The sequence below is a fragment of the Marinifilum sp. JC120 genome (assembly GCA_004923195.1).
Taxonomy (GTDB): domain Bacteria; phylum Desulfobacterota; class Desulfovibrionia; order Desulfovibrionales; family Desulfovibrionaceae; genus Maridesulfovibrio.
This window is the reverse complement of sequence record RDSB01000003.1, coordinates 60,346-85,298: the sequence shown is the minus strand read 5'-3', so window position 1 is coordinate 85,298 and position 24,953 is coordinate 60,346. Positions and strand designations below refer to the sequence as shown.

23 protein-coding genes, 1 pseudogene and 1 riboswitch are annotated in these 24,953 nt (G+C 47.6%); of the genes and pseudogenes, 15 read left to right on the top strand and 9 right to left on the bottom strand.

All coding sequences use genetic code 11. From position 1 onward, the window contains the following. Window positions 1–75: 75 nt before the first annotated feature. The 5 genes from D0S45_04505 to D0S45_04485 form a co-directional block, all read right to left on the bottom strand. Window positions 76–675: a hypothetical protein gene (locus D0S45_04505; protein ID TIH18483.1), complete on the bottom strand. Its 600-nt coding sequence runs from the start codon at window positions 673–675 to the stop codon at window positions 76–78. Between the two features lie 183 nt (window positions 676–858). After that, window positions 859–2,130: a Y-family DNA polymerase gene (locus D0S45_04500; protein TIH18482.1), complete on the bottom strand. Its 1,272-nt coding sequence runs from the start codon at window positions 2,128–2,130 to the stop codon at window positions 859–861. Next, window positions 2,130–2,564 (bottom strand): LexA family transcriptional regulator, encoded by a 435-nt coding sequence (locus tag D0S45_04495; GenBank protein TIH18481.1) that lies wholly within the window; start codon window positions 2,562–2,564, stop codon window positions 2,130–2,132. Before D0S45_04495 ends, D0S45_04500 begins: the two co-directional genes overlap by 1 nt. Window positions 2,565–2,665: 101 nt before the next feature. Further along, window positions 2,666–3,583 carry an exopolyphosphatase gene (locus tag D0S45_04490; protein TIH18480.1) on the bottom strand — a complete coding sequence of 306 codons (918 nt, stop codon included), beginning with the start codon at window positions 3,581–3,583 and terminating at the stop codon, window positions 2,666–2,668. 129 nt (window positions 3,584–3,712) lie between these two features. Beyond that, window positions 3,713–4,135, bottom strand: a complete 423-nt coding sequence (locus D0S45_04485) for a universal stress protein (GenBank protein ID TIH18479.1) — start codon at window positions 4,133–4,135, stop codon at window positions 3,713–3,715. Window positions 4,136–4,970: 835 nt separating this feature from the next. Between D0S45_04485 and D0S45_04480 the strand changes: the two genes are divergently transcribed. The 3 genes from D0S45_04480 (at window position 4,971) to D0S45_04470 (ending at window position 8,735) form a co-directional block, all read left to right on the top strand. After that, window positions 4,971–5,543: a TetR/AcrR family transcriptional regulator gene (locus D0S45_04480; protein TIH18478.1), complete on the top strand. Its 573-nt coding sequence runs from the start codon at window positions 4,971–4,973 to the stop codon at window positions 5,541–5,543. 129 nt (window positions 5,544–5,672) lie between these two features. Beyond that, window positions 5,673–7,817, top strand: coding sequence for a PAS domain S-box protein (locus D0S45_04475; protein ID TIH18477.1), 2,145 nt, complete (start codon window positions 5,673–5,675; stop codon window positions 7,815–7,817). Window positions 7,818–7,835: 18 nt separating this feature from the next. Continuing rightward, complete coding sequence (locus D0S45_04470) at window positions 7,836–8,735, top strand: TIGR01777 family protein (GenBank protein TIH18476.1); 900 nt, start codon at window positions 7,836–7,838, stop codon at window positions 8,733–8,735. 21 nt (window positions 8,736–8,756) lie between these two features. Here the strand turns inward: D0S45_04470 and D0S45_04465 are convergent. Beyond that, window positions 8,757–8,915: pseudogene (locus tag D0S45_04465) on the bottom strand (ISL3 family transposase). Between the two features lie 106 nt (window positions 8,916–9,021). Between D0S45_04465 and D0S45_04460 the strand changes: the two are divergent. From D0S45_04460 to D0S45_04450, 3 genes are all read left to right on the top strand, one after another. Then, window positions 9,022–10,419: a caspase family protein gene (locus D0S45_04460; GenBank protein TIH18475.1), complete on the top strand. Its 1,398-nt coding sequence runs from the start codon at window positions 9,022–9,024 to the stop codon at window positions 10,417–10,419. Between the two features lie 110 nt (window positions 10,420–10,529). Then, on the top strand, window positions 10,530–10,979 hold the full coding sequence (locus D0S45_04455; protein ID TIH18474.1) for a hypothetical protein: 450 nt from the start codon (window positions 10,530–10,532) through the stop codon (window positions 10,977–10,979). Window positions 10,980–10,996: 17 nt separating this feature from the next. Further along, window positions 10,997–11,890 carry a DUF4384 domain-containing protein gene (locus D0S45_04450; GenBank protein ID TIH18473.1) on the top strand — a complete coding sequence of 298 codons (894 nt, stop codon included), beginning with the start codon at window positions 10,997–10,999 and terminating at the stop codon, window positions 11,888–11,890. 91 nt (window positions 11,891–11,981) lie between these two features. On the opposite strand, the gene rsgA is transcribed toward D0S45_04450, so the two are convergent. Next, window positions 11,982–13,022 carry a ribosome small subunit-dependent GTPase A gene (gene rsgA / locus D0S45_04445; GenBank protein ID TIH18472.1) on the bottom strand — a complete coding sequence of 347 codons (1,041 nt, stop codon included), beginning with the start codon at window positions 13,020–13,022 and terminating at the stop codon, window positions 11,982–11,984. Between the two features lie 225 nt (window positions 13,023–13,247). Here rsgA and D0S45_04440 point away from each other — a divergent pair, with 225 nt between their 5' ends. The 5 genes from D0S45_04440 (at window position 13,248) to D0S45_04420 (ending at window position 17,800) form a co-directional block, all read left to right on the top strand. Next, window positions 13,248–14,213, top strand: a complete 966-nt coding sequence (locus tag D0S45_04440) for a serine/threonine protein kinase (protein TIH18471.1) — start codon at window positions 13,248–13,250, stop codon at window positions 14,211–14,213. 40 nt (window positions 14,214–14,253) lie between these two features. Further along, a complete protein-coding gene (locus D0S45_04435) occupies window positions 14,254–14,742 on the top strand; it encodes a universal stress protein (protein ID TIH18470.1) in 489 nt (162 codons plus the stop codon). Window positions 14,743–14,773: 31 nt separating this feature from the next. Then, complete coding sequence (locus D0S45_04430) at window positions 14,774–15,757, top strand: hypothetical protein (GenBank protein ID TIH18469.1); 984 nt, start codon at window positions 14,774–14,776, stop codon at window positions 15,755–15,757. A 105-nt stretch (window positions 15,758–15,862) separates the two neighbouring features. After that, a complete protein-coding gene (locus tag D0S45_04425) occupies window positions 15,863–16,309 on the top strand; it encodes an arsenate reductase ArsC (GenBank protein TIH18468.1) in 447 nt (148 codons plus the stop codon). A gap of 282 nt (window positions 16,310–16,591) precedes the next feature. Beyond that, window positions 16,592–17,800, top strand: coding sequence for an L-serine ammonia-lyase (locus D0S45_04420; protein TIH18467.1), 1,209 nt, complete (start codon window positions 16,592–16,594; stop codon window positions 17,798–17,800). An 83-nt stretch (window positions 17,801–17,883) separates the two neighbouring features. Here the strand turns inward: D0S45_04420 and D0S45_04415 are convergent, their stop codons facing one another. Beyond that, a complete protein-coding gene (locus D0S45_04415) occupies window positions 17,884–18,840 on the bottom strand; it encodes a dipeptide ABC transporter ATP-binding protein (GenBank protein ID TIH18466.1) in 957 nt (318 codons plus the stop codon). A 76-nt stretch (window positions 18,841–18,916) separates the two neighbouring features. Then, window positions 18,917–19,879, bottom strand: a complete 963-nt coding sequence (locus tag D0S45_04410; GenBank protein TIH18465.1) for an ABC transporter ATP-binding protein — start codon at window positions 19,877–19,879, stop codon at window positions 18,917–18,919. Between the two features lie 99 nt (window positions 19,880–19,978). Between D0S45_04410 and D0S45_04405 the strand changes: the two genes are divergently transcribed. The 4 genes from D0S45_04405 (at window position 19,979) to D0S45_04390 (ending at window position 24,950) form a co-directional block, all read left to right on the top strand. Beyond that, window positions 19,979–21,298: a methylenetetrahydrofolate--tRNA-(uracil(54)-C(5))-methyltransferase (FADH(2)-oxidizing) TrmFO gene (locus tag D0S45_04405; GenBank protein TIH18464.1), complete on the top strand. Its 1,320-nt coding sequence runs from the start codon at window positions 19,979–19,981 to the stop codon at window positions 21,296–21,298. 2 nt (window positions 21,299–21,300) lie between these two features. Then, window positions 21,301–22,641, top strand: coding sequence for an MATE family efflux transporter (locus tag D0S45_04400; GenBank protein ID TIH18463.1), 1,341 nt, complete (start codon window positions 21,301–21,303; stop codon window positions 22,639–22,641). 19 nt (window positions 22,642–22,660) lie between these two features. Beyond that, window positions 22,661–22,863, top strand: a riboswitch (cobalamin riboswitch). A gap of 104 nt (window positions 22,864–22,967) precedes the next feature. Next, on the top strand, window positions 22,968–23,870 hold the full coding sequence (locus D0S45_04395) for a sirohydrochlorin cobaltochelatase (GenBank protein TIH18462.1): 903 nt from the start codon (window positions 22,968–22,970) through the stop codon (window positions 23,868–23,870). Window positions 23,871–23,888: 18 nt separating this feature from the next. Next, a complete protein-coding gene (locus D0S45_04390; GenBank protein ID TIH18461.1) occupies window positions 23,889–24,950 on the top strand; it encodes an iron ABC transporter permease in 1,062 nt (353 codons plus the stop codon). Window positions 24,951–24,953 lie beyond the last annotated feature (3 nt).

Sequence of the window (24,953 nt, the reverse complement as noted above, 5' to 3'; positions counted from 1 at the left end):
GGTTTAATTTTAAAAAAGAAAATCCCGCATTTTGTCAGTTAAAATGCGGGATTAAGTATGCTTACGCAAAGAAGATTAAATAAGTCCGAAGCTGAGCATGTCGATGATGTCGTTTTCTTCCTCTTCAGTAGCAGGTCCGGATTTGGCTTTTGTGGATTCTTCCACGATTTTGTCTACCGCAAGGTTTTTCTTCTCATCCGGGAGATCTAGTTCTGCCACAAAAATTTCTGTTTCGGAAATTTTCTGCGGGGTGAATTTGTCCTGCCAGACAGACATGCGAGTGTAGATGGTTATGTGTTCGAGAGCTTTCTCGGAATCTCCGAGTTCTTTGTAAGCCCGGGCCAGCTTTCTGTGAGCCAGTCTGATGTGGCCCTGCTCCAGTTCAAGGTTGAGGCCTGTGTTGATGATTTCAACAGCCTCTTTGTACTTGCCTTCCCGGAGGTAGCAGTCGCCAAGCATGATGTAGCTGGGGCCGTATTCCGGGTTGCAGTCTATTGCCTTTTCAAAATAGACAGAGGCCGCCTTATCCTGATTGAGCATAAAGGCGACAGTCCCTGTCTGGTGAAGACCGGAGGCTTCGTTTTTAGTGCCGCAGCCTGTTAAAAGGGCAGCAATAATCAGGGGCAGGCCGATCAAAGTCGCTTTGGTCCTGATACTGGTAAATATTTTATTCATAGTTTTGTAGACAGTAATCTTATTTTTCCCCGACTAGGGCTTTTGAGTTTTACTTTCACTTCGTTTCATGCCCTAAAGTTATCGAATGGGCAAGCAGGATCGGAGTTACACTTTTGTTTTTTACGGTGCTAAGAGATGGGGCGGATTACTCAAGACATGTTGGTATATCTTAAATATTAAGGATTAGTCTATTTTAGGTAGCTCATTCCAGCAGGTCGTGTAAGCAGGTGATTTGTAGTTTCTGTTCATCTTCCAAGGTTGTTCAAGTCCTTCGGAGGCATAGCTCAAAGTTCGCCTGCCGAAGCGGGTGTTGGCGGAATCCAGTAGGTCCATGAGTTTTTCTTTTTGGGCTGATTCAGCTTTGCGTTCCAGTTCCAGCAGGTTGCCTTGGCGGTTGTATTTTCCACATAGATCCAGCAGGACAATTCCGGTTTTTTTATACTTGAATCCTTCTTTATATATGGAACGGATGCATTGCAGTCCTGTGCGGATCAGTTCCGGTGTGTAGTCCGTGGCGATGGAGAGCATGCGGGTTGCTGAGTTGGAGTATTGTGGCAGATCATTGTGGCGGTTGGTGGTCAGGTAGACCATGACCCCTCCGGCAAGTGAATTCTGCTCGCGCAGTTTCTCCCCGGCCCGGGCTACATAGGCAGCAACCGATTCCTCCAGTTCCGGCAGGGATGAAACCGGGCGTCCGAAGGAGCGGGATGAGGATACAGTCTTCTTGGGTTGCGGAGAATTGTCCAGTTCAAAGCAGGGTGTGCCGCGCAATTCAAGTGCCGTATGTAATCCGGTCACGGCCATGTTCTTTTTGATCCACAAATTGGGCAGATCCTTGAAGTCGCGGGCAGTGTTCACGCCACGGGTGGTCAGCCTTTTGCCGTACCTTCGGCCTATTCCCCAGATTCCGGTGACCGGAACTTTATCAAGCAACCTATCCATGTCTTTTCTGGCGCACAGGCTGAAGATCCCTTTGGTTTGCGGATGTTTTTTGGCGAATCTACTGGAAATTTTAGCGAGAGTTTTGGTGGGCCCGAATCCCACGGAGATCGGAATTCCTGTCCATTTGAAAATTTTGTCTCTGATTTCTTGTCCGATAGCGGGCAGCTCACGGAGCATGCAGGGCGGAAACTCAAGGAATGATTCATCAATGGAGTAGATTTCAAGGTCCGGTGTAATAGATGCAAGGGCGGAGGTTACCCGCTGAGAAAGGTCTCCGTAAAGGGCGTAATTGGATGAAAATACTTCGACATTGTTTTGCAGAAAAAAACTTTTGTATTTAAAAGCGGGGGCAGCCATGGGAACACCAATGTCCTTGGCTTCCTGTGATCTTGCGATAACGCAGCCGTCATTGTTGGAAAGAACCACCACCGGGCGGTTTCTGAGTTCCGGGCGGAAAAGTCTTTCACAGGAAACGTAGAAGTTGTTGCAGTCCACCAGCGCAAAGATCCGCATCACACCGCCTTGTGGATGATGTAGGTCACTACGCCCCAGACTTCAAAGGAGGTGTCTTCGGTTATTTCCAGTGTGGGGTAATCCTGGTTTTCCGGGGCGAGGAAAAGTCTTCCTTCCCGTTGCATCAGTCTCTTTACGGTTAGTTCTCCGTTGAATATGGCGATGATGATGGAGTTGTGGCGGGCGTCTTGAGAGCGGTCCACAACCAGAATATCCCCCTGATTGATGTTGGCGTCGAGCATGGAATCGCCATAGGCCCGCACAAGGAAAGTTGCTGCCGGATTGCTGATCAATTGCTCATTGAGGTCCATTTTTTTATCGATGTAGTCGTCAGCAGGGGAGGGGAAGCCTGCTATTACTTCAGATAAGAGGAGGGGAAGCTCAAGCTTGGTTGTTGCTTCCGGGGAAAATGTTTCAGCGCAAAGATATTTCATGTTTATCTTGTATTTACTCTTACTCGTTTTTGTCAATATTAGATAAACAATATGAGCAAAAAAGAACCTGACTACAGTCGCAGTCAGGTTCTCCTGTTTGGTTATTTTTTATCCATGAACATTGCGACCATTTGACCGAGAGCTGCGTCCGCTTCCTCGTGCGGGACCTGACAGGTTCCGACCTGTTTGTGTCCACCGCCACCGAATTTGAGCATTACGCTGCCCACATCTATTTTGCTGGTGCGGTTGAGGATGCTGTGTCCCACGGAGAATACTGTATTCTGCTTCATCTTACCCCAGATGATCTGGATGCTGATGTTGCATTCCGGGTACATGGAGTAGAGGGTGAATCTGTTGCCGGGGTAAATTTCATCCTGATCGCGGAGGTCGAGAATAGCCACATTGCTGAACATCTCGGTCCTGTTTTTGAGCATTTCACGGAACTGCTTATCTCTTTCGAAATAGAGGTCTACACGTTCCTTCACATCAGGTAGTTCGAGAATTTCGATGATGGGCAACTCGCGGCAATAGTCAATGAGGTGTTCCATTAACTGGTAGTTGCTGACATTAAAATGCCTGTACCTGCCGAGTCCGGTGCGGGGGTCCATGATAAAACCGAGTAGAATCCAGCCCTTGGGGTCTGCAACTTCCTCGGCAGTAATGTCGCCGCTGTCCACCTTGTCTACATAGTGAAGCATTTCGTCGAATTTATCGCCGAATTTTTCATGACCGCCAAAGTATTCCCAGATGACACGGGCCGCACTTTTGGCCTGTTTAGACATGCCTTGGTAGTCCAGTTTCATGTTGAGGCGTTCATCTTCACTGGAGTGGTGGTCAAACCAGTAGCCGCAACCTTTTATATAAGGAACGTTGGCAACAATATCGTTAGGGTCACCGGGATAGCGTCCGTCCTGAACATCTTTGGGATGGACAAACATCCAGTTGTCCATGATTCCGATTTCTTTGAGCAGGACAGCACAGGCCAGGCCGTCAAAATCTGATCGTGTCAAAAGCCGCATTAAACTCTCCGTCTGCTGGGAATAATAATTAAAATTCCGCGAATAATTTTTAAAATACTTAATTGAAAACAAGCTCAATTACAATCCCATTTTATTATAGATTGTAATCCTGCAAAATTTTCATAGCGGCTATTTAATAACCAGAACCGGGCATTCGGCAATGTGCAGGACTTTATGGGTTACGCTGCCGACAACAAGCCCTTCAAGGTCGGATTTGCCTTTGGAGCCCATGATGATCAGGTCGCAGCCTTCAGTTTCGGCAACGGTCTTGATTGATTTTGCAATGGAACCGCCGATGATTTTCTCTTCATAATTAATACTCTTGTCTTTCAGAATAGCGGTTTGTTTTTCAAGAATGGCATAGGATTCGCGGGTGGCATCATCAATTGCTTTTTGAAAGTTTGGCTCACCAAGGCCGGTGGGAACAGGGCGATGGCAGTGCAGGATGGTGAGTTTGCCGCCGGACATTTCCGCGAGAGAAGCCCCGTAGCTGATTGCGCTTTCTGAATGTTTGGAGTCGTCAACCGGAATCAGTATTTTGTTAAAGATCATGTCTGTTCTCCTTTCATGGATGTTTACGGGATATTACTTTAAGCGGCGGTTTGCTGCAACAGTACATATCCGGTCTGTTGTATAAGTTGCTGTTTTTGATGCTATTGAACGCTTGATCAGCGTTTTTTAGAGGCGTATTTACTCTCTTTAAGTCGGGCTAATATGGTTGTTGGTGAAATATATTTATCTTATTAAGGCTTTTAAAACAAGTGTTTATGAGTAAAAGTGATTCGTTGATCAAAAAGTGCTAAAAAGTGTTGACAGGAACCGATGCTGAACGTAGATACTGTTTCCAGTTGATGTCGCTCTGAAAAAGAGTTCAGAGTAGATGTCTGCAAGGGGCTGACGTAGCCTTCAGGTCTAGTATGTTTCCTGCTTCCGGCGACTGTAGGGGTTTTCGGAGGAAAGTTTGAAAGCTTCGCCTGATAATGTTGGATGACGATTCAACCTCGGCAGCACTTTGCAAGAGTTACTTTGACACAACACGGGGAGAAGCCCGCATCTCTCCCCGAGTATGATGGACATCGGCATTGATCAAGATGAAAGCAAATGATGTGCGGACATGTTCCGGATATCAGGTTTTTATAGATCAGCTTAGTAAAACACCTTCCGTTTCCATTCCTTAAAGCATAGGCCCCTCCACCACCGGAGGGGCTTTTGTTCTTTACGGCAAAGGTTAGTGGGTAAGTATTTTGGAGAATAGGGAATAAGTACTTATTTGTGGGGTTACAGTTAGAGGTGTGATCACTTTCAGAGTTGACCTTTGCTTTATTTTACGTGTAAAGATTTTTCTGTGTCTATAAATTTCAACAAATTGAAATAACGAGACTTTATAATGACCAAAAAGGATACTGTATTAAAAGCGGCCAAAGAGCTTTTCGGTGAGTTGGGGTACAGTGGTACTACATTCAAAAAAATAGCCGACCGCGCCGGTGTTGCGGTGGGGCTGCTTTCTCATCACTATGGAAATAAGGAAAAGCTTTTTCGTGCGGCCGGTTTTGATGTTGCTGAACGTCTGACTCTGGCTTTGCAGGATGAGGTCGTTCAGGCCGAGAATGGTTATGATGCTGTATGCAGGTTTGCCCGTCGGTATCTTGAATTTTCCGTAGATCCTGAAGAAGACTTTTTGGTGCTGATTAGATGTTCTCCTTACAGTGATCTTAAGACCGGGGAAGACAGAGACGCAATGGTTCATAAATTTGTTCAGATCCCTGTGTTGCTTGAAAACTGTGTGGCCCGCGGTGTCCGTGATGGGTCCATTCCAAGTCTTCCTGTTTCAGAAACAGCATCCGTTGTTCTTTGTAACCTTGTTGGTGCAGTCAGAACCAATCTGCTCACCCCTTATAGTCCTCCCAGTCTTTACAAGGAAATTTTGAATTTTATCAGCAGGGCTCTTAAGCCTGCATAGCTTTTTAGCTTTATTTTGTTTTTTACCCCGGACGGTTTTGGCTGTCCGGGGTTTTTGTTGTTCTATTGGGTTTTGTTACGGTAATTCTGGACAATTGCAGGTAGGAGTGGTCTATTGTAGAGTGAAAAAATGATATGTAGTGGTGTGCAGGATTGCTGGCGCATTGAGTCTGGGAGAGTTACCTTGATTGCAGGAAAGGGCGTAGGGTTGAGATTTTTTTTCTTGTTGCTGTTGTGCATGGCTGTGTCTCTTGTCTCAGGGCTGGCTGCGCATGCTGAAAGTGTTCTTGTGGAGGGGGATAACAATTATCCTCCGTATGAATATTTGGATGACGGTGTGCCCAAGGGATTTAATGTAGATGTTATCCGGGCGGTAGCGGAAGCCTCCGGGCTGGATATTGGTATAAACCTTCTTCCTTGGAGTGAGGTTGTTGAGAATCTTGAAAAAGGGGTCAGTGATGTGGTCCTTGGAATGTATTTTACTCCTGCCAGAACTGAATTATTCGATTTTTCAATTCCCCATAATATAATTTCCCATACCATTTTTGTGCGTTCCGGCTCTGAGATCAAAAGACTTGAAGATCTGCATGATAAGGAAATTCTGGTTCAGCGCAGCGATATTATGCATGAGTACGCTTTGGAACATTATCCGAACGCGACCATCATTCCTGTGTCTGATCAGGCGGTCGCCCTGAAGGTATTATCTTCAGGCAAGCACGATGCTGCATTGCTAGGGAAGATGCAGAATCTTTTTCGTGCTGCTGAGGAAGATTTTGAGAATCTAGATACAACTGGGGCCGACTTTGCTTTCAGTAAATATTGTTTTGCTGTCCGTAAGGGCAATGCTGAGTTGTTGGGACGCCTGAATGAAGGGTTGAATCTGATTAAAAAATCCGGGAAATATGACCAAATTTATGAAAAGTGGTTCGGTATTTACGAGCGTAAGAGTTTCGCTGATCAAGTAATTCATTATGCCATTTTTGTTTTGGGGCCACTTTTGTGTTTTCTTTTGTTGTTCGCGCTCTGGGTCGTCTTGTTGCGCCATAAGGTCCGGCAGAAAACGGAGTTGTTGCGTGCAGAGCTTCGGGAGAGGCATCGCATTGAGCATAATTTGCAGGAGGTGCAGCTTTATCTTTCCAGCATAATTAATTCAATGCCTTCTGCGATTATCGGGGTAGACAAGGACTGCCGGATCAATCAGTGGAATATTGAGGCGGAAAATGTCTACGACTTAAGCCGAGGGGCTGTTCTGGGAAAAGAACTAGCGGATGTTGTTCCCGGTCTGGCCGGAGAGACTGAGCGGGTACGTGAAGCTCTGAGAACAGGAGTGAAGGTGGTTGATCCGCATGTTCGCAGGTATGTGGGCAAACGTGTACGCTATGAGAATGTGACAATTTATCCTTTGGATCAGCCTGGTGTGGAAGGTGCGGTCATCAGGATTGACGACATTACTGATCGCATGAATTTTGAGCAGATGGTGATGCAGAATGAGAAAATGCTCTCCGTAGGCGGACTCGCAGCCGGAATGGCCCATGAAATCAATAATCCGCTGGCCATCATTCTAGGGAATGTCCAAAATATCACCCGGCAGACTTCCTGTGGGCTGGAGAAGAATGATATTGTTGCGCAGGAATGCGGGACAACCATGGAAGTGATCCAAAATTATATGGAAAAACGGGGGATTTCGCATAAAGTTGAAAGCATATTTGAAGCCGGAATTCGCTCTGCTAAAATTGTATCAAACATGCTGAGCTTTAGCCGCAAGAGCGATAAGGTCAAGGGGTGCCATAACTTGCCGGAGCTTTTGGATATAACGGTTGATCTTGTTTCAAGTAGTTACAGCCTGAAAGAGAAATATGATTTTAGACAGATTGAGATTATTCGTGAATTTGAGCCCGGTGTCCCTGCTGTCTGGTGTGAGAGCAATGAAATCCAGCAGGTCTTTTTGAATCTGATCAGGAACGGAGCTGAAGCCCTACAGGGAAAGGATTATAAAAGTGACGGTCCGCGTATGATTTTGCGGGTAAAGCGTGCCGGGGATTTGGTCAGGGTGGAAATTGAGGACAACGGTCCCGGTATGAACGAAAGCGTGAGTAAGAGAGTTTTCGAACCTTTTTACACTACAAAGGAAGTGGGCAAGGGAACTGGGCTTGGACTTTCAGTCTCATATTTTATTGTTGCTGAACATCATCGCGGAACTATGAAGGTTGAGTCCATGCCCGGTGAATGGACCTGTTTCATCATACAGCTACCCATAGAAGAAATAAAATGTTGATCTTGGCAAGGAGGAACCATGCGAGTCGTGATTACCGGCGGAACCGGATTTATCGGAAAGAGCTTGAGTCGTGAACTGGTTTCAAAAGGATATCAGGTCATATGTCTGACCCGGTCCAGTCGTCCGTCCGAAATTTCCGGGGTGCGTAACGTCGTTTGGGACGGCAAGTCTTCTTCCGGCTGGTTGGAGTATGCAGACGGTGCAGATGCCATAGTCAATCTTGCCGGAGAGAATATTGCGTCCGGGCGTTGGTCTGTAGCAAAGAAGAAATCTATTCTTGCCAGCCGGCTCGATGCGGGCAGGGCGGTTACTGAGGCTGTTGCCAGAGCTGAGAATAAACCGAAGGTGGTTATTCAGGGCTCGGCCATCGGCTATTACGGTTCCTGCGGTCCTGAACCTGTAAATGAAATTTCTCCCAAGGGCGGTCTGTTTCTTTCTGATGTTGTTGAAAAATGGGAAGCCAGCACTGTATCGGTAGAAGAGCATGGTGTGCGCCGGGCCATAATCCGTACCGCAATGGTTCTGGGTAATGGCGGTGCGCTGGCAAGAATGACCGGTCCTTTCAAATCCGGGCTGGGCAGTTATCTTGGGCACGGTCATCAGGGCGTTTCATGGGTCCATATTGAGGATGAGGTCCGGGCCATAATTTTTCTGATTGAGAACGAGAAGTGCAACGGGGTTTATAATTTAAGCTCCATTCATCCGCTGACGTTTAATCAATTTGCGGATTCTCTCGGAAGGGTGCTTGGCAAGAACATCCGCTTACGTGCCCCTGCTTTTGTTCTTAAGCTGGTTATGGGTCAGATGGCTGAGGAGGTTTTGCTCAGCGGGCAGTTTGTGTTGCCGGAAAGACTTATTTCATCCGGATTCAGTTTCAGATTTACTGAAGCAGAAGAAGCATTGCGAGATATTCTGTAGTGTAGCTGTTTTGGACACTAAGAAAGGCAGCAAAGCCTTGGCTCCTTTGCCGTCACTCACAAAAACAACAGCTCCGCTTTCCAGATCCATGACCAGTGTCAGGTCTTTGTGCCCTTTGCGCACGCTGATTTCATCGATAGCGATATACTTCAGTTTTGACAGAACTGGTGTGCTGAAACGATCTTACTACCTACATACAGGCAAGTGATGCAATCTCTGGAGGATGTCTTTTCCTTGCCTCGCCCATTCCTTATTGCTAAATTAAAAGTAATATAGGAGGGGAGTGATGTTTAGTCTTCACATCTTTGGGAAAGCTCTTGCGTCCACGTACAGGACAATTCGTCAGTTGCGCCTCTATATCCTTTTTTTCGTTCTTCTTGCAGCGTTGACCTCTTGCATTCCCAAACCGCAGTATCAGGATCCACTGGCTGATCTCAACACCAGTCATTCCGCGCCCCGTGCTTTTGACGAAGTGCGTTTAGGGCTGCTTTATTCCGGAAATGTCCAGACGTCACGGGATTTCATTTCTAGGGCTCGCAAGGCCATGGATATAGGTATTCTGACCAATACCGCGGCTATGAACGATCTGGATCTAGACTATGTGGAGAAGAACCTTCAGAATATTCTTTCCCGGTCGTTCGGGGAAGTGGTCAAGGTCGATTCTTTGGATCAGGCCAGATCCATGAATTTAGACGTGGTCATGGTCTTTGATATGCAGGTGAATCTAGGTGCTACGTCAGGTGATCAAAGTTCGGTGGACCTTAAAGGCTCATTTTTAGACTGGGATCGCCGGGTGCTTGCCGATGTCGATGGGCATGGTGTGGGCGTAATCCCCTTTCCGGCTAACTCCTTCGGCTACACGGAGGCTGCGGGAAGAGCTCTTAAGGCCTTTAATAATGAGCTGAACACATCACGCAAGCTGGCCGCCGCCCTTGAAGCTGTCACTGCACCGATAGTGGTGGTAGCGCCTCTTCCTGCTCCGGTAGCGGTAAAGGGGGAGCGTTATGCTCTGGTTATCGGCAATAGTGCGTATAAGAACGCCCCTTTGAAGAACCCGGCTAATGACGCTAGGGATATGGGCAACACCCTGCGCCGGTTGGGATTCAATGTCATTCTGGTCAATAACGGCAGGCTGCGCGATATGGAGCAGGCCATGGACCGATTTTACGCTAGCTTGCAAAAGGGCGGCGTGGGCCTTTTCTATTACGCAGGACATGGTATGCAGGTTGGCGGCAGGAACTATCTCATTCCCGTAGACGCGACTGTAAAGTCCGAATCCGATGTTCGTTACGAATGTCTGGATGCAGGACGTATCCTTGGCAAGATGGAGGATGCTGGTAATGCGCTTAATATAGTCATCCTTGATGCCTGCCGTAACAATCCCTTTGCCCGTAGTTTTCGTTCGGCGCAGAGGGGGCTGGCACGTATGGACGCGCCTACCGGGTCCATTGTGGCCTATTCTACCGCCCCAGGTTCCGTGGCTGCGGACGGCAGTGGTCGCAACGGCGTTTACACGAAGTATCTGCTTCAATTTCTGATGCAGCCGGGGCTCGATATTAGCGACGTCTTTTTTTACACGCGGAAGGGCGTGGTGCAGGAAACCGGGGGAGGACAGGTGCCGTGGGAGTCCTCCTCGCTGGTTGATCGTTTTTATTTTTTGGAGGCTCCGTCCGGGCAAGAGTAATTGCTTGTACTGGGTTTTTATTTATTAAAATATTAGATTATAGCTTTAATGTTGCTGTATTGTCTGGTGTTTTCAGGATAATTGAGATTGTTTATACAAAAGGACAAGTCATGAAACGTTTTCACTATTATCTTCTTGCTCTCTTGCTAATTACCACTCTTTCTGCCTGTAAAAAGAATACTGCTTCAGCAACACCTGAGTTCGCCACGAGTTATATTGAAATATCTGATAAAGAAGAGGCGTTCTATAAAGGGTATTTTCAGGTCGTAGGTCGGGGAAATGGCGAATCCAAGTCCATGGCTTTGTTGGCCGCACGGGCTGTGGCACAGGCTCGTTTGGTTGAGATTGTGGAAGGGATTGAAGTTGAACGAAATACACTTGTCAAAGAAGGCAAGGTTCAGGGTGATATAATTCAAACCAAGGCTAAGGGGTTTGTGAAGTTCTCTTCCATTTGCGGGGAACAATATAACCCAGCTACAGGTAACGCTGAGGTGTGTTTGAGATTACATTTGAAAACCGGAAGACTGGGCGATTTGGTCGAAGATCTGATTGAAAGGTAATGTAAGGAGGATAAATCATGAAAAAGCATATTCGGATTTTTCTCCTTGGATTTATGGCTCTATGTCTGACAGCTCCTGTCCTGGCCGGTGGAGAAAAGCAAATTTCTAAATCATCCGTACTTATAGAAGCGGAAGGTATGGCTTGTCTGGGGCTTGACCGCACGCGTACTCAGGTGCGCAAACTTGCCTTGGATGATGCCAAACAGACTGCTTCCGAACGGGTCAGTACCTATGTTTCAAGAGAAACAAGTGTAGATAAGGGAAAGCTCAGTAAAGACCTGATTGATGTTTATTCGCGGGCTACTGTCAAGGTGATTGAGGAACTTGAAAAAGGATGGACCCAGTCAAAGGATAAGAGCGGCTATCTCGACCAGTGCTATAAAATCAAGATTAAAGCCGAGATAATACCTGCCGAATCGACCACGGGAGATAGTACTCACCAAAAGGCCATGAATAATCCTCGTGCTCCTCTCACTGTAGAACTCTGGACCGATAAAGATACATACAAGCTGGGCGACTTCATGAAGTTCTATTTCCGGGGCAATAAGCCTTTCTATGCCCGCGCAGTTTATAAAGATGCTGAAGGCAACCTCATAGAGGTGACCCCGTCCGGCAGTTCAATTAAGTATGATGGCGGTGTGATTTACGAAATTCCCGGACAGAGTGATCGGTTCTCCCTCCAGGTTACACCGCCGCTGGGTAAAGAGAAGCTTCTCCTTTATACCTCCACCAGTCCCATGAACAGCTATCTGGGGCAAAGGTCAGGAGATTTGCTGGTCATTGATAATGAAATTTCTGATCTTGGAAGAAAAACACGAGGACTTGCTGTGCTTAAAGGAGATAAAAGCAGGAAAAAGGCTGCAAAGGCGGAGTTTGCAGAAACGCAAGTTGATGTTTTGGTTGAAAAATAATTTTACAGGAGTTTCGGCACTGCACACGAGGCACATCTACAATTGAACCGGATGAACCAATAAAAAGGCAGCCTGATGGACTGCCTTTTTATTATTTGCGCCACTTGCGCGAATAGTTTTTTTTCTTTTTTCCGGCCAGTCGTTTCGCTCGTTCAGCTATTTCCTCAGTGTTCTTTTCGGCTTCTTCTTTCAGTTTCAAGTAGTTTTCAAGCCTACGGCGGGTGATGGTCTTACTTTCGAGGGCTTCACGAACCCCGCAGCCCGGTTCTCGTTCGTGGCTGCAATCTGAAAAGCGGCACATTTCTTCTGCTTCCACTATTTCGTTGAAAGCCCGGTTAATGCCGGCATGGCAATCATGAAGCTGCAATTCACGGATACCCGGAACGTCGATAAGCAGTGCCCCTGATGGCATTACATGTAGGGAGCGGGTGGTCGTGGTGTGGCGACCTTTTTCGTCAGCTGAGCGAATAGCTCCGGTCTTTTCTTTCTCAGTGCCGTTGATGGTGTTGAGCAGGGTCGTCTTACCAACCCCGGATGAACCGAGCAGAGCCACGGTTTCTCCGGGCTTGAACCATTTTTGCAGGGATTCCACGCTTTGCGGATCCTTACCGTTGATGGTCGCGATGGGCATGCCTTCAAAAAGGTGCTTAGCCTGTTTGCGGTATTCCTGCGCTTCTTCTGTCAGATCTTCCTTGGTCAGCACCAGCACAAAATTTACTCCGGCCTCAAGGGCAAGGCAGATGTAACGCTCTATGCGGTTCAAGTTGAATTCGCTGTTGCAGGAAGAAACAATGAAAAGTGTATCGATGTTGGCGGCAATGGGCTGTAGTTTTACTTCCTGCCCGGGGGCCATACGTTGGAGCAGGCTGGTTCGCTCAAGAACTTGTACAGGCACCATGGTTTTGCGATCCATGAGTAGCCAGTCACCTACAGTGGGTTGTTCGTTTAAGCTGCCTATACCTTTTCCGGCAATTTTCAGCAGCAGCTCGGACTGCCCGGTGGAAACAACCAAATGCCCCTTGTGGGTCATGGTAACCCTTGCGGGAACCATTTCGTCGTTGTCCATGTCGAGTTGGTCTTTGAAGCAGTCCTTCCAGCCAAGTTCATCCAGTGAATAATGTTTTTGGGTCAAGAAATCCTCTGTTGAGAATGGATTGGTTGAAGTGTTAATTTCAATCCTTGAATTTAAGATACAATTGCAGAACAGGCAAGAGGTCACTGACAATATATTTAAGTTGGATTCATATCGGCGCGCTCTACTTTTCTCTGTTTTTCTTTCATTATTGATGGTGGTGTGTTAGATATTAAGTAAGGACAGAAGTGGATTTGCTGAACAGCTTGAACCGCGGGAGTGGATATGAGCAAGGAAGTCCGGGACCTGATAAAGACGCATCTGCCTGATTACAGCAGTTCCCGTTTCGGGAATTTGTATATTGATACCACCGAATTCATGAATATTGATTTCAGTGATGTTATTAAGCTTGGGGATGAGCATTTCCTTGTTTCCAAGAATGAAATGGAGCGCAGGTTTGGCCTAGATGATCCGAAGTACTGGGTTAAAAGGTGCAAGCGGCTTGAAAACAAGCAGCCTCAGATCCTGAAGCTTGTATTTTACGAAAAATTTCCTATGAATATCGGCCCGTTCAAGATCGAGTGTTTCAGGAGTCCGCGCAAGGAGGCCCGAATACTTGATCTGGTCCGGGGCGACATGCGATTTATGCAGGGCTATTCGGCGAATGATTCTGTCGGGAACAATGTGCGGGTGCTGGATATTATCCGTGGCAAGCGTCTCGATGTATGGGTTCATAATATTCCTGTGGATCATCGCACTTACTTCCATGAACATTTTCCTGATATTTTAGAGAAATACATCGGTGCTTGTGAGGCTATTAAGTTCCTGCACGATAATGATGAAAAGCATGGCGATATCCGTAGAGATCATCTTTGGGTTGAGTACGAAACCGGAGATTACAGGTGGATTGATTTTGATTATGCTTTTGAACTCTATGAAAACCCTTTCGGTCTTGATGTGTTCGGATTGGGGAGCATTTTGATTTATCTTGTGGGGAAAGCAAATTTCACTCCTCAGACCATGAAAGATTATAACGTTGATCCATCCATGCTTTCGGGAATAAGCCCGGGTGATTATTCGGTGGTAATAGGGAACCGGATTGTTAATCTGCGCAAGATTTATGATTACATTCCGCCATCATTGAATAATATACTTATGCATTTTTCATCTTCCAGTTCTGTTTTTTATGAGAGCGTGGATGAATTGATGTTGGATATGAATAATAGTTTAAAGGAAATACGTGGCTTATAAGTAATTTCGTGCTGCTTAAAACAGCAGGAGGGAAATCTAAATGAAATCCATGAAGATGCTGGTTGCTTTTGACGGTTCTGACAATTCATTCAAGGCGGTGGAATATGTGGGTAATGTTGCCCGAAATTGTTCCGGTGGAGAGATTGTCCTTCTTTATGTGGAGAGGTTACCGGATAAGGATGTTTTCCCGGATGATGAAGCCTGGGAAAAGCAGTGCGGTGAAAATGAGCATACCATGATGGCAAAGCTGGCTGAAGCTGAGAAAAGTCTAATTTCCATGGGAGTTAACCCGGAAGAGGTGAGAGCTGAGTATTTTGCAAGCTGTAAGTCTCCGTTTCATGAAACAGACATTTGCTCTACCGGACGCAGTATCGGTATGGATATTTTGCGTATTCGTGAAGAGGGTGGCTACGGTACTATTGTCATAGGTCGGCGCGGGGTCAGCAAGGCTGAAGAGTTCCTGTTTGGTTCAGTTTCTACCAAGATTGTCCAGTCTGCTGTAGGTTGTACTGTCTGGGTGGTTAATTGATTTTTAGAATGAAATAATTTTTAGGGACGATATGCTAAAGAAAATTTGTTCGTTTGTATTTTTCATACTGGTTTTGTGTGTGACAACTGTTCAGGCAAAACCGAAGGTGCTCTTTATTGAGAGTTATCATGCTGAGTATGCTTGGGATCAAGAACAGAGAGCAGGGCTTGAGTCTGTATTTCAGGATCAGGTTGAGCTGTGCAATTTTCAGATGGATACTAAACGAGTCACTGCGGCTCAATATTTGGAAAAGGCTGAGCTTGCTTGGCAGTATTATTTGAAAATAAACCCGGATGTGGTTGTGATTTCAGACGATAATGCTTTGATGCTTTTAGCTGGACGTTTTTTAAAAACTGAGACTCCTGTTGTATATATGGGAATTAACAATAATCCCCGTAACTATACTCCTTTAGGTAGAAATATTACTGGTGTTCTCGAGCGTCCTCTTTACAAAAGGACAGTTAAGTATTTGAAAGATTTGCTTATTTTTGGGGAGGGCAAAACTCTTATCCTGCTGGATAAAGGAACCACTTCTCAAGTTTTCAAGCATTCAGTTTTCCGCGACAGTGATAGTATGGTAATTGGTGGGATTAAAGCCGATGTGAGATCATTTGCAGATTACGGCAGATGGCAGGAGGCCGTGGAGAGAGCTAGTAATGATGGCTATAAGGCCATAGTCATCGGTTTATATCACCGCTTATTTGAAGATGGGCACAATATTGATGGCGAAGAAGTGTTGAGATGGACATCAGAAAATTCTCCGGTCCCTGTTTTTGCTTTTTGGGAAATGAGTGTGGGTAAAGATAAGGCTGTTGGCGGAATGGTTTTAAGCGGTGAGGTGCAAGGACGTGCTGCCGGGAAGATTGTAATGAAAATCCTCGATGGGGTACCAGTCAGTTCGATTCAGCCCGTTATTCCAACCCAAGGGGAGTTTGTTTTCAGCCAGTCTGAGTTGGATAGATGGAAGATCAGACTTCCCCACTATATTAAAGATCAGGCCCGTATGCTTAAATAGCCTTTCTTGTGTCAATTGTATTACGCAGTGTTTGTTTGCTTGACTCAAACGGGAAGCTTTTTTATTAAGTTTTCCTCTTTGGCAAAATACTCAAGCAGGTGATAGATGACAAACAAGATAAATCTTTTGTTTTTGTGTACAGGAAATTCCTGCCGCAGCCAGATGGCTGAGGGGTGGACCAGACATCTTAAGAGTGACATTGTTAATGCTTATTCCGCAGGCATTGAAACCCACGGGCTTAATCCTTCCGCAGTAAAAGTTATGGCTGAAGCCGGGGTTGATATTTCAGGACAGAAATCTACCCATATCGATGAATTCAGGGATATTCCCATCGATATAGTGGTTACAGTATGTAACCACGCCCATGAAACATGCCCGTTTTTTCCGGGGGGCAGCAAAGTTGTCCATGTCGGTTTTGATGACCCGCCGAAAATGGCTAAGGAAATTGCGGAGCGGGGCGGTTCTAATGAAGAGCAGCTGGACTGTTTTCGTAAGGTCCGGGATGAGATCAGGGAATTTGTAGAGAACCTGCCTGAAGGTTTGGTAGATTAAAAATCGCTTGCAAGTGCATCTTTAAAAGCCTCCGGTTTCACCGCTGGAGGTTTTTTCTTTTTATTTGCGTTCATGTTATTTAAGCTTCAGTTTAGGGACGTTATAGCGGAAAATATGTGAATTATATTTCTTTTGTTCTATTTTTGCGGGCACTGATCACGTGATCAGTATTTTTTTGTTGTCTGATTTGATTAAATCGTAATATAAGCGTTTCTAATTAAGACAAACACAGCGTGTGTTTTCAGGGGATGATTTATAAATTTTTACAAGGCGGCAGGAGAGATGGAGTCTTTAAGAGAGTTGTACCGTATTGGAGTGGGACCTTCTTCCAGTCATACAATGGGACCGCGTATGGCTGCGGAAAGGTTTTTGGAAAAACATTCTGATGCACCTCGGTTCAGGGTTACCCTTTTTGAGAGTCTTGCCGCCACAGGCAAGGGACACCTTACTGACTGGGCCATACTCAGTGTCCTTGGTGACGATAAAACAGAGTTGATCTGGAGAGCCGAGGATAAAATGCCTGAGCATCCTAATGGAATGCATTTTGAAGCCTTGGATGACTCTGGGGCTGTCGTGGATGACTGGAAAGTATACAGCGTCGGTGGTGGAGCTATTCGTGAGGAAGGAGCTTCCACTTCCAGTGCAGAGTCCGTCTATGACTTGAGTACCATTGCCGATATCATGGCTCATTGTGAAGATAAGGGCATCACCTACTGGGAATATGTTGAGCAGTGTGAGGGTCCTGAAATTTGGGATTTCCTGCGGGAAATCTGGGAAGTCATGGAAGCCTCCCTTGAACGTGGTTTGGAGGAAGAAGGTGTTCTGCCCGGTTCCATTGGGCTGCGTAGACAGGCTAAATCCTACTATCGCCGTACAAGACACGCCGGGCCGGACATGCAGCTTACCGGTATGACCACAGCCTATGCTCTTGCTGTTTCAGAAGAAAACGCCGGTGGCGGGATTATTGTTACTGCCCCCACCTGCGGATCATGCGGCATTGTCCCGGCAACTTTACGCTATCTTAAGGATATCCATGATCTTAAGGAAAATGATCTCCTGCGTGCGCTGGCCACAGCCGGACTTTTCGGAAACGTGATCAAGACCAATGCCTCAATTTCCGGTGCTGAAGTGGGTTGTCAGGGTGAGGTCGGTTCGGCTTGTGCCATGGCTTCAGCCGCTGCGACTCAGTTGATGGGCGGTACTCTGCGTCAGATTGAATACGCAGCGGAAATGGGTCTTGAGCATCATCTTGGTCTGACTTGTGATCCCGTGGACGGATTGGTGCAGATTCCCTGCATTGAGCGCAATGCCTGCGCTTCCACCCGCGCCCTTGCTCGTGCCCAGATGTCTATCCTTTCCGACGGTTCTCACCGCATTCCTTTTGATGAGGTTGTGGAAGTGATGAAGGAAACAGGACATGACTTGCCGAGCCTCTACCGCGAAACTTCAGGCGGCGGTCTGGCGAAAGCCTATAATGAACGCGCTAAGTAAACGTAGATTTTTTGTTGATCGTTTGAGAGGCCGGGGCTGATGCTCCGGCCTTTTTATTTTATTTGATCTCGTGTCTGTTTCAATCAATACAGATGGCAGGCTACTTTATGTCCGTTTGCTGTTTCTTTAGGTTCAGGCTGGTCCTGCGAACAAATCTCCATGACTTTAGGGCAGCGTGGATGAAACGGGCAGCCGGAGGGTGGTGAAATGGGGCTGGGCATGTCTCCGGCAATGATTACATCTTCCTTTTGAATTTCCGGGTCCGGGACCGGGACGGCATCAAGTAGTATCTGGGTGTAAGGGTGCTGAGGATTATGATAAAGTTCTTCGGCTGTGGCGATTTCCATGAGCTGACCGAGATACATGACCGCTACCCGGTCGCTGATATGGCTGACCACTGAAAGATCATGGGAAATGAAAACGTAGCTCATTCCGAATTCTTTCTGAATGGATTTAAGCAGGTTAAGGACCTGTGCCTGAACGGATACATCAAGTGCTGAAACAGGTTCATCACAAATAATAAGATCCGGGTTCATGGCTATTGCCCGGGCGATTGCCACGCGTTGACGCTGGCCGCCGGAAAATTCGTGGGGGTAGCGTTTGTGGTGTTCCGGTCTCAAACCAACCTGAACCAGCAGCTCTTCCACTCGTTGTTGAATTTCAGCTTTGTTACCGGATTTATGGATGCGCATGGATTCGGAAATTATTTTTCCGATTCGCTGGCGCGGATTGAGCGAGGAATACGGGTCCTGAAAGACCATCTGAATCATGGTGCTTCGCTCGGTTGCGGTCCATTCATCAAGTTTGCGTCCTTTGAAATCTATGCTGCCCTGATCCGGTTTTTCCAGCCCGGTCAGCAGACGGGCGAGGGTGGATTTACCGCAGCCTGATTCTCCCACAAGGCCGAGGGTTTCACCTTTTTTCACTTCAAGACTGATGCCGTTTACTGCCTTGACCGTTGCTTTTGAGAGGGACAGCAAACCGTTGCTGACGGGGTAGTGGCGTTTGACGTTTATAATTTCCAGTATGTTTTCATTCATTCTCAACTCATTTATGGCAGTGTTGCGTCCGTTAACTTTAGTAATAGTAAATAGGATTTATTTTAAGATTGTTAATCTAAGCGTGCAGCCAGCAGCGAACCAGCCTGCCGTCTTTACTTAAAAGTTGCGGTTCCTGTTCCCGGCAAAGGTTAAATGCCCGTTCGCAGCGTGGATGGAAGCGGCAGCCCTGCGGCAGGTCCAGTAGTGCCGGAACATTGCCCGGAATGGGGATGAGCTCGGTGCGGCAGCCCAGTCTCGGCACTGAATTCAGCAGTCCTTGGGTGTACGGGTGTAGCGGGTCTTTGAAAATCTCAGAAATAGATGCGGATTCAACAATCTGTCCCGCATACATAACCGCTACCCGTGTGGCTACCCTTGCCACCACGCCGAGATCGTGGGTGATGAGCATGAGTGAACCGTTCATTTTGTGCTTGAGATCATCCAGCAGACGCAGAATCTGTGATTGGATGGTCACGTCTAGAGCGGTGGTAGGTTCATCGGCAATGAGGACTTCCGGGGAACAGATCAGAGCCATGGCGATCATGACCCGCTGGCGCATGCCGCCGCTCAGTTCATGGGGGAAATTGTTGAGTCGTTTGTGCGGATTGGGAATGCCGACTAATTTTAGGGCATCAACAGCGGCTTCAGCTGCCTGTTGTTTGTCCATGCCTTTGTGTAGACGCAATGTTTCGCCGATCTGGTCTCCGATTTTGAAGACCGGATTGAGCGAGGTCATGGGTTCCTGAAAGACCATGGATAGGTGATTGCCGCGGATTTTTTGCATTTCCTGTTCAGAGAGTTGGACAAGATCTTGATCTCGGTAGATGACCTGCCCCTCGGTAATCCGCCCCGGTGGATCGGGAATAAGTCCCATCACCGAGAGGGATAGTACGGTCTTGCCGCAGCCGGATTCCCCGACAATGGCTAAAGTTTCTCCTTGCCCTAAGTCCAGACTGGCATTATCCACAGCCTTGATGATTCCGCCCGGAGTGGCGAAAGATGTGGTCAGGTTCTTGATTTTTAAGATTGGTGCGGTCATAAATGATGAGTTATGTATAATTTGGCAGGATCGCGAAACACATCTATAATTTATTAGTTTAGATAATCAAAAAATTCAATCGACTTTGGAGTAATATACGTGGATAAAATCGCAATAATCGGTGGTGGGCTGGCCGGATGTGAATGTGCAATGCAGCTGGCTAAGGCTGAAGTTCCGGTGGTCCTTTATGAAATGAAGCCCGATAAATATTCCGAGGCCCATCATCTACCCGGTCTGGCTGAGCTGGTTTGTTCAAATTCTCTGCGTTCCGGTGAGCTGAATACAGCCATTGGAGTGCTCAAAAAAGAAATGGAAGCCCTTGATTCCGTGCTTATGAAAGCAGCTATGCAGGCCCGTGTTCCAGCAGGTTCCGCTTTGGCAGTAGATCGCGAGGTTTTTTCCAAGCTGGTTACCGAGATTATTGAGCAGAATGAATTTATTACTGTGGTCCGCAAGGAAATAAGTTCCCTTGATGATCCTGAATTGGCTGATTTTTCAAAGATCGTTGTTAGCGCAGGTCCGCTTGCTTCTGAAGGTTTGACTGAGAGCCTTATCTCCAAGATTGGCGAACAGCGTCTTTATTTTTATGATGCCATCGCACCCATTGTCAGTCGCGATTCTGTGAACATGGATGTGGCTTTTTACGGTTCCCGTTACAAGCCTGAAGATGATGATTACCTGAATTGCCCCATGAACGAAGAGCAGTACAAGACCTTCATCAAAGAACTCAAAGAAGGTGAGCGGGTGGTTCCTCGTGAGTTCGAAAAGGAAATCCATTTCGAAGGCTGCCTGCCTATTGAGGAAATGGCTGACCGTGGCGAGAAAACTTTATCCTTTGGTCCTCTTAAGCCTGTCGGTCTCATTGATCCGCGCACAGAAGAGCAGGCCCATGCCGTGGTTCAGCTTCGTGCCGAGAACAAGGACAAGACCGCCTTTAACCTTGTAGGTTTTCAGACCAAACTCAAGTACCCGGAACAGAAACGTATTTTTCGCATGATTCCCGGTCTTGAAGATGTTGAATTCTTGCGCATGGGTTCTATTCATCGCAACACCTACGTCAATGCCCCTGAAGTGCTGGACGATAAGTTGGCTTTAAGGGCTGATCCGCGCATTCATCTTGCCGGACAGATTACCGGGGTGGAAGGTTATCTTGAATCTGCTGCCTGCGGACTCTGGGTAGGGCGCATGCTTGCTGAGCAGGCCAAAGGAAATGACCTTCCCGCGCCGCCGCCGGAAACTTCTATGGGCGCATTGCTTGGGCATCTGCGCGAAAAGAAAAAGAATTTTCAGCCCTCCAACGTGCAGTTCGGACTCATGCCTGCTTTGAATAAACGCGCGCCCAAACGGGTTCGCAAAGAATTGTATGGCAAACGTGCGATGGAATTGTTTGAAGAGTGGTTCAAAGAAAATATTAAATAGTAATGACAGAAAAAATACATCCGTTTGAAGATAAACCGAACCGGACATTGCTTACACTGGCAATTCCGGTTCTTTTCTCTATGGTCGCCGAGCCTTTGACCGGGCTGGTGGATACCGCTTTTGTTGCCAAACTTGGCCCGGAAGCTCTCGCCTCGCTGGGTATCGGGACCATTGTCTTTTCTTCCGTGTTCTGGATTTTCGGATTCCTTGGCATCGGCACCCAGACTGAAGTTTCCCATGCACTGGGCAAAAATGATCTCAAGCGTGCTTCGTCCTTGGGCTGGATGGCGGCCGGTATTTCCGCTGTGCTGGGAATGGCGTTGATTCTCCTTGTCTTTCCTTTTCTGAGCAATATTGCGGTGATGATGGGCGGGGAAGGAAATGTCCGTGATCTGGCTGTAGATTATATGAGTTACCGATTGCTTGGCGGACCGGCTGTTTTGATTGTTCTTGCCTGCTTTGGGTCTTTGCGTGGCTATCAGGATATGCGCTCTCCGCTGTGGATTGCGGTGGGGATGAACGCGATTAATGTCGTTTTGGATTGGTGTCTTGTTTTTGGGCAAGGCCCGTTTCCCGAGATGGGAGTTGGTGGCGCTGCTTTGGCAAGTTCCATCAGTCAATGGATCGGTGCGGTTTGGGCGGTGTTGGTTGTTCGCAAGCATTACGGATTTAATACCGGATTCAGCTTTGCTGACGCACGCAGGCTTTTTGTTATCGGTGGGGACATGTTTGTACGCACCGGGTGCGTCTGTATGTTTCTGCTGCTCTGTACCCGTTTTGCCACCAAAGCCGGGGCGGAATCCGGTGCTGCGCATCAGGCCATCCGCCAATTCTTTGTTTTTCTAGCTCTTTTTCTGGATGCTTTTGCTATCAGCGGCCAGTCGTTGGTGGGTTATTTTATGGGACGCGCAGACCGGGGGACAGCTCGCAGGGTAGCCGCGTTGGTTTGCAAATGGAGCTTCGGGACTGGGGTGCTGCTGACCATCGGTATGTATCTTGGTCAGCAACCCGTTGTCTGGATGCTGGTGCCGGAAGAGGCAGCTATGGTTTTCGGTCCGGCATGGCTGGCGGTTACTTTTCTTCAACCCATTAACGCACTTTCCTTTGCCACGGATGGAATTCATTTGGGGACCGGAGATTATCGTTATCTACGAAACGCCATGCTCATTGCTGTTTTGACAAGTTCTGCGCTTCTTTTTGTGGTAGATTGGATTCATCCGCAAAGCATGTTGTTTTGGATATGGATTGTGGCCGGAATCTGGACCACATTGCGTGCTCTGTTGGGGATGATCCGTATCTGGCCGGGAATTGGTGATGGCCCGCTCTCGGTGCGTTTACGTTGACAATGTGAGTGAACAAACATATCAAGCATTTGCCTACGGTGCTCTAACGAGCTTAATAGGGAATCCCGTGAAAATCGGGAACGGACCCGCCGCCGTAAGTCCTATATAGTTTCTCCCCATGTGATCGGACCAGTACGGTTCGGCGTGCCACTGAATTTCAATTCGGGAAGGCAGGGTGAAATAGGACGAGTCGGAAGACCTGCCTGGGCGCAAATCACGATCATTTTGACGGATAACGGGGCTTTTATCTGTCAAAAACTGCTTTGCGCGTAATCTGCGTGCGTGGCTCCATTCTCTTCAAGCCCCCCAAATTACAGGAGACTGTTATGCAGTGCCGTTTTGGGGACAAATTCAAATTTTTCCCCGCTTTTATTCTTGTTTGTGTTCTTATGGTTCCTTCACTGGCCTTGGCCGGACACGGTGAAGCAAAGGCTGTAAAAAAAGGTATTATGCTGGCTGCTTTCGGTTCCAGCATGCCTGAAACCAAGCCTGCGTTTGACGCAATCGACAAGGCTGTGAAAAAAGCATTTCCCGGTGTGCCTGTCCGCTGGTCCTATTCTTCCGCGATCATCAGAAATATTTTGGCAAAAGAAGGCCGCGCGGTTGATTCCCCGGTTATGGCTATGACCAAGATGATGGACGAAGGTTTTACCCATGTGGCCGTGCAGTCCCTGCATACCATTCCCGGTGAAGAGTTCGAAGGCATCAGTGATACCGTAAAAAGGTTCGAGGGCATGCCCAAGGGTATTACTAAAGTAACCGTAGGTAAGCCGCTTCTTTATTCCGACAAAGATATGCAGCGCACTGTAAAGGCCATTATCGCCAACATTCCCAAGGATCGCAAAGCCAAGGATGCAGTTGTACTCATGGGCCACGGAACCCACCATGCTGCGAATATCTACTACCCCGCTTCTCAGGATTACTTTTCCAAGGTTGATCCAAAGATTTTCATTGGAACAGTTGAAGGCGCTCCTTCCCTTGATGAAGTTAAGGTTCTGCTCAAAAAGAGCAATGCTAAGAAAGTCTACCTCATGCCTTACATGTCTGTTGCCGGTGACCATGCCCGTAACGATATGGCTGGAGATGAGGCTGATTCATGGAAATCCGAGCTGTCCAAGCTGGGTTACAAGTGTGTCCCCGTGCTTAAGGGTACCGCTGAATTCCCGCAGGTTTTGGACATTTGGGTTGACCACCTCAAGGTAGCTTTTGAACACCTTGGCGACCATTAATTAAATCGGGCGGTGAGGATGGAATTTTTAGGTAACAGAAGGGCGCAGGCAGTCATTGTACTATCATTGCTCGTGCCTATTTCTATCTTCGCCGCCTGTCTTTTCGGGGCTTATCCCACTGAATCTGCTCAGGTCTTGGCGGTCTTTAAAACTACTTTAGGTTTGGGTGGCGAGAAAGTTGATTCAGCACTTTCTTTTATCATTATAGACCTGCGATTGAGCCGGGTTTGTCTTTCTTTTCTGGTGGGCATGTCGCTGGCTGTTGCTGGTACAATTTATCAGGGTATCCTGCGTAATCCGCTTGCTGATCCGTTTACCCTTGGAGTGAGCAGCGGTGCGGCTTTTGGGGCCAGTCTGGCGATTTTTTCCGGCTCGACAATGCTCGGCGCGGAACTCTGGTCCAGATTCGGGAATCTATTTCTGCCGCTGGCAGCTCTTGCCGGAGCCATGGCCGCGCTTGGAGCAGTGCTCATGCTGGGCAGGATCGGTGGAAGGCTTCGGCGTGAAACCATGGTGCTGGCTGGGATCGTGGTTGCGACTTTTCTTTCCGCGTTAATTTCTCTGCTAAAATCACTTGATGAAGAGTCTGTAACGTCCATTGTTTTTTGGATTATGGGCAGTTTTCAGGGCCGTGGCTGGAGTCATCTTACTCTTTTTCTGCCGTACTTCATCGCCGGGATGATTCCGCTGGTATTCTACTCGCGTGAACTGGATATCCTTTCCCTTGGCGAGACTCAGGCCCGCCATCTGGGCATGGATGTTTCAAAAGTACGTATGGCCTTGCTCATCGGTTCCGGGCTGTTGACCGGGGCGGCGGTGGCTGTTTCCGGGATTATCGGATTTGTGGGACTGATTGTTCCTCATCTGGTGCGCATGTTTCAGGGCGCAGAACACAGGCCGCTTTTGCTTTCATCTTCCCTGCTGGGCGGATTGTTGCTGGTCTGGTCTGATGTAATTGCCCGTTCGTTGCTTTCCGGCGGGGAGGAACTTCCCGTTGGTGTGGTTACTGCCTTGCTTGGCGGACCGTTCTTCTGCATTGTACTCCGCTCCGGATTTAATGGCGGAAGGGGGGGGAGTTAGCGC

Excerpts from the sequence above, each read along its gene's own strand:
- D0S45_04430 (TIH18469.1), top strand. The coding sequence starts at position 14,774 with ATGCTAAAGAAAATTTGTTCGTTTGTATTTTTCATACTGGTTTTGTGT.
- D0S45_04490 (TIH18480.1), bottom strand. The coding sequence starts at position 3,583 with ATGCGGCTTTTGACACGATCAGATTTTGACGGCCTGGCCTGTGCTGTC.
- D0S45_04480 (TIH18478.1), top strand. The coding sequence starts at position 4,971 with ATGACCAAAAAGGATACTGTATTAAAAGCGGCCAAAGAGCTTTTCGGT.
- D0S45_04415 (TIH18466.1), bottom strand. The coding sequence starts at position 18,840 with ATGAATGAAAACATACTGGAAATTATAAACGTCAAACGCCACTACCCC.
- D0S45_04485 (TIH18479.1), bottom strand. The coding sequence starts at position 4,135 with ATGATCTTTAACAAAATACTGATTCCGGTTGACGACTCCAAACATTCA.
- D0S45_04505 (TIH18483.1), bottom strand. The coding sequence starts at position 675 with ATGAATAAAATATTTACCAGTATCAGGACCAAAGCGACTTTGATCGGC.
- D0S45_04450 (TIH18473.1), top strand. The coding sequence starts at position 10,997 with ATGAAAAAGCATATTCGGATTTTTCTCCTTGGATTTATGGCTCTATGT.
- D0S45_04475 (TIH18477.1), top strand. The coding sequence starts at position 5,673 with ATGATATGTAGTGGTGTGCAGGATTGCTGGCGCATTGAGTCTGGGAGA.
- D0S45_04390 (TIH18461.1), top strand. The coding sequence starts at position 23,889 with ATGGAATTTTTAGGTAACAGAAGGGCGCAGGCAGTCATTGTACTATCA.
- D0S45_04400 (TIH18463.1), top strand. The coding sequence starts at position 21,301 with ATGACAGAAAAAATACATCCGTTTGAAGATAAACCGAACCGGACATTG.
- D0S45_04410 (TIH18465.1), bottom strand. The coding sequence starts at position 19,879 with ATGACCGCACCAATCTTAAAAATCAAGAACCTGACCACATCTTTCGCC.
- D0S45_04395 (TIH18462.1), top strand. The coding sequence starts at position 22,968 with ATGCAGTGCCGTTTTGGGGACAAATTCAAATTTTTCCCCGCTTTTATT.
- D0S45_04470 (TIH18476.1), top strand. The coding sequence starts at position 7,836 with ATGCGAGTCGTGATTACCGGCGGAACCGGATTTATCGGAAAGAGCTTG.
- D0S45_04440 (TIH18471.1), top strand. The coding sequence starts at position 13,248 with ATGAGCAAGGAAGTCCGGGACCTGATAAAGACGCATCTGCCTGATTAC.
- D0S45_04500 (TIH18482.1), bottom strand. The coding sequence starts at position 2,130 with ATGCGGATCTTTGCGCTGGTGGACTGCAACAACTTCTACGTTTCCTGT.
- D0S45_04495 (TIH18481.1), bottom strand. The coding sequence starts at position 2,564 with ATGAAATATCTTTGCGCTGAAACATTTTCCCCGGAAGCAACAACCAAG.
- D0S45_04420 (TIH18467.1), top strand. The coding sequence starts at position 16,592 with ATGGAGTCTTTAAGAGAGTTGTACCGTATTGGAGTGGGACCTTCTTCC.
- D0S45_04425 (TIH18468.1), top strand. The coding sequence starts at position 15,863 with ATGACAAACAAGATAAATCTTTTGTTTTTGTGTACAGGAAATTCCTGC.
- D0S45_04455 (TIH18474.1), top strand. The coding sequence starts at position 10,530 with ATGAAACGTTTTCACTATTATCTTCTTGCTCTCTTGCTAATTACCACT.
- D0S45_04435 (TIH18470.1), top strand. The coding sequence starts at position 14,254 with ATGAAATCCATGAAGATGCTGGTTGCTTTTGACGGTTCTGACAATTCA.
- D0S45_04460 (TIH18475.1), top strand. The coding sequence starts at position 9,022 with ATGTTTAGTCTTCACATCTTTGGGAAAGCTCTTGCGTCCACGTACAGG.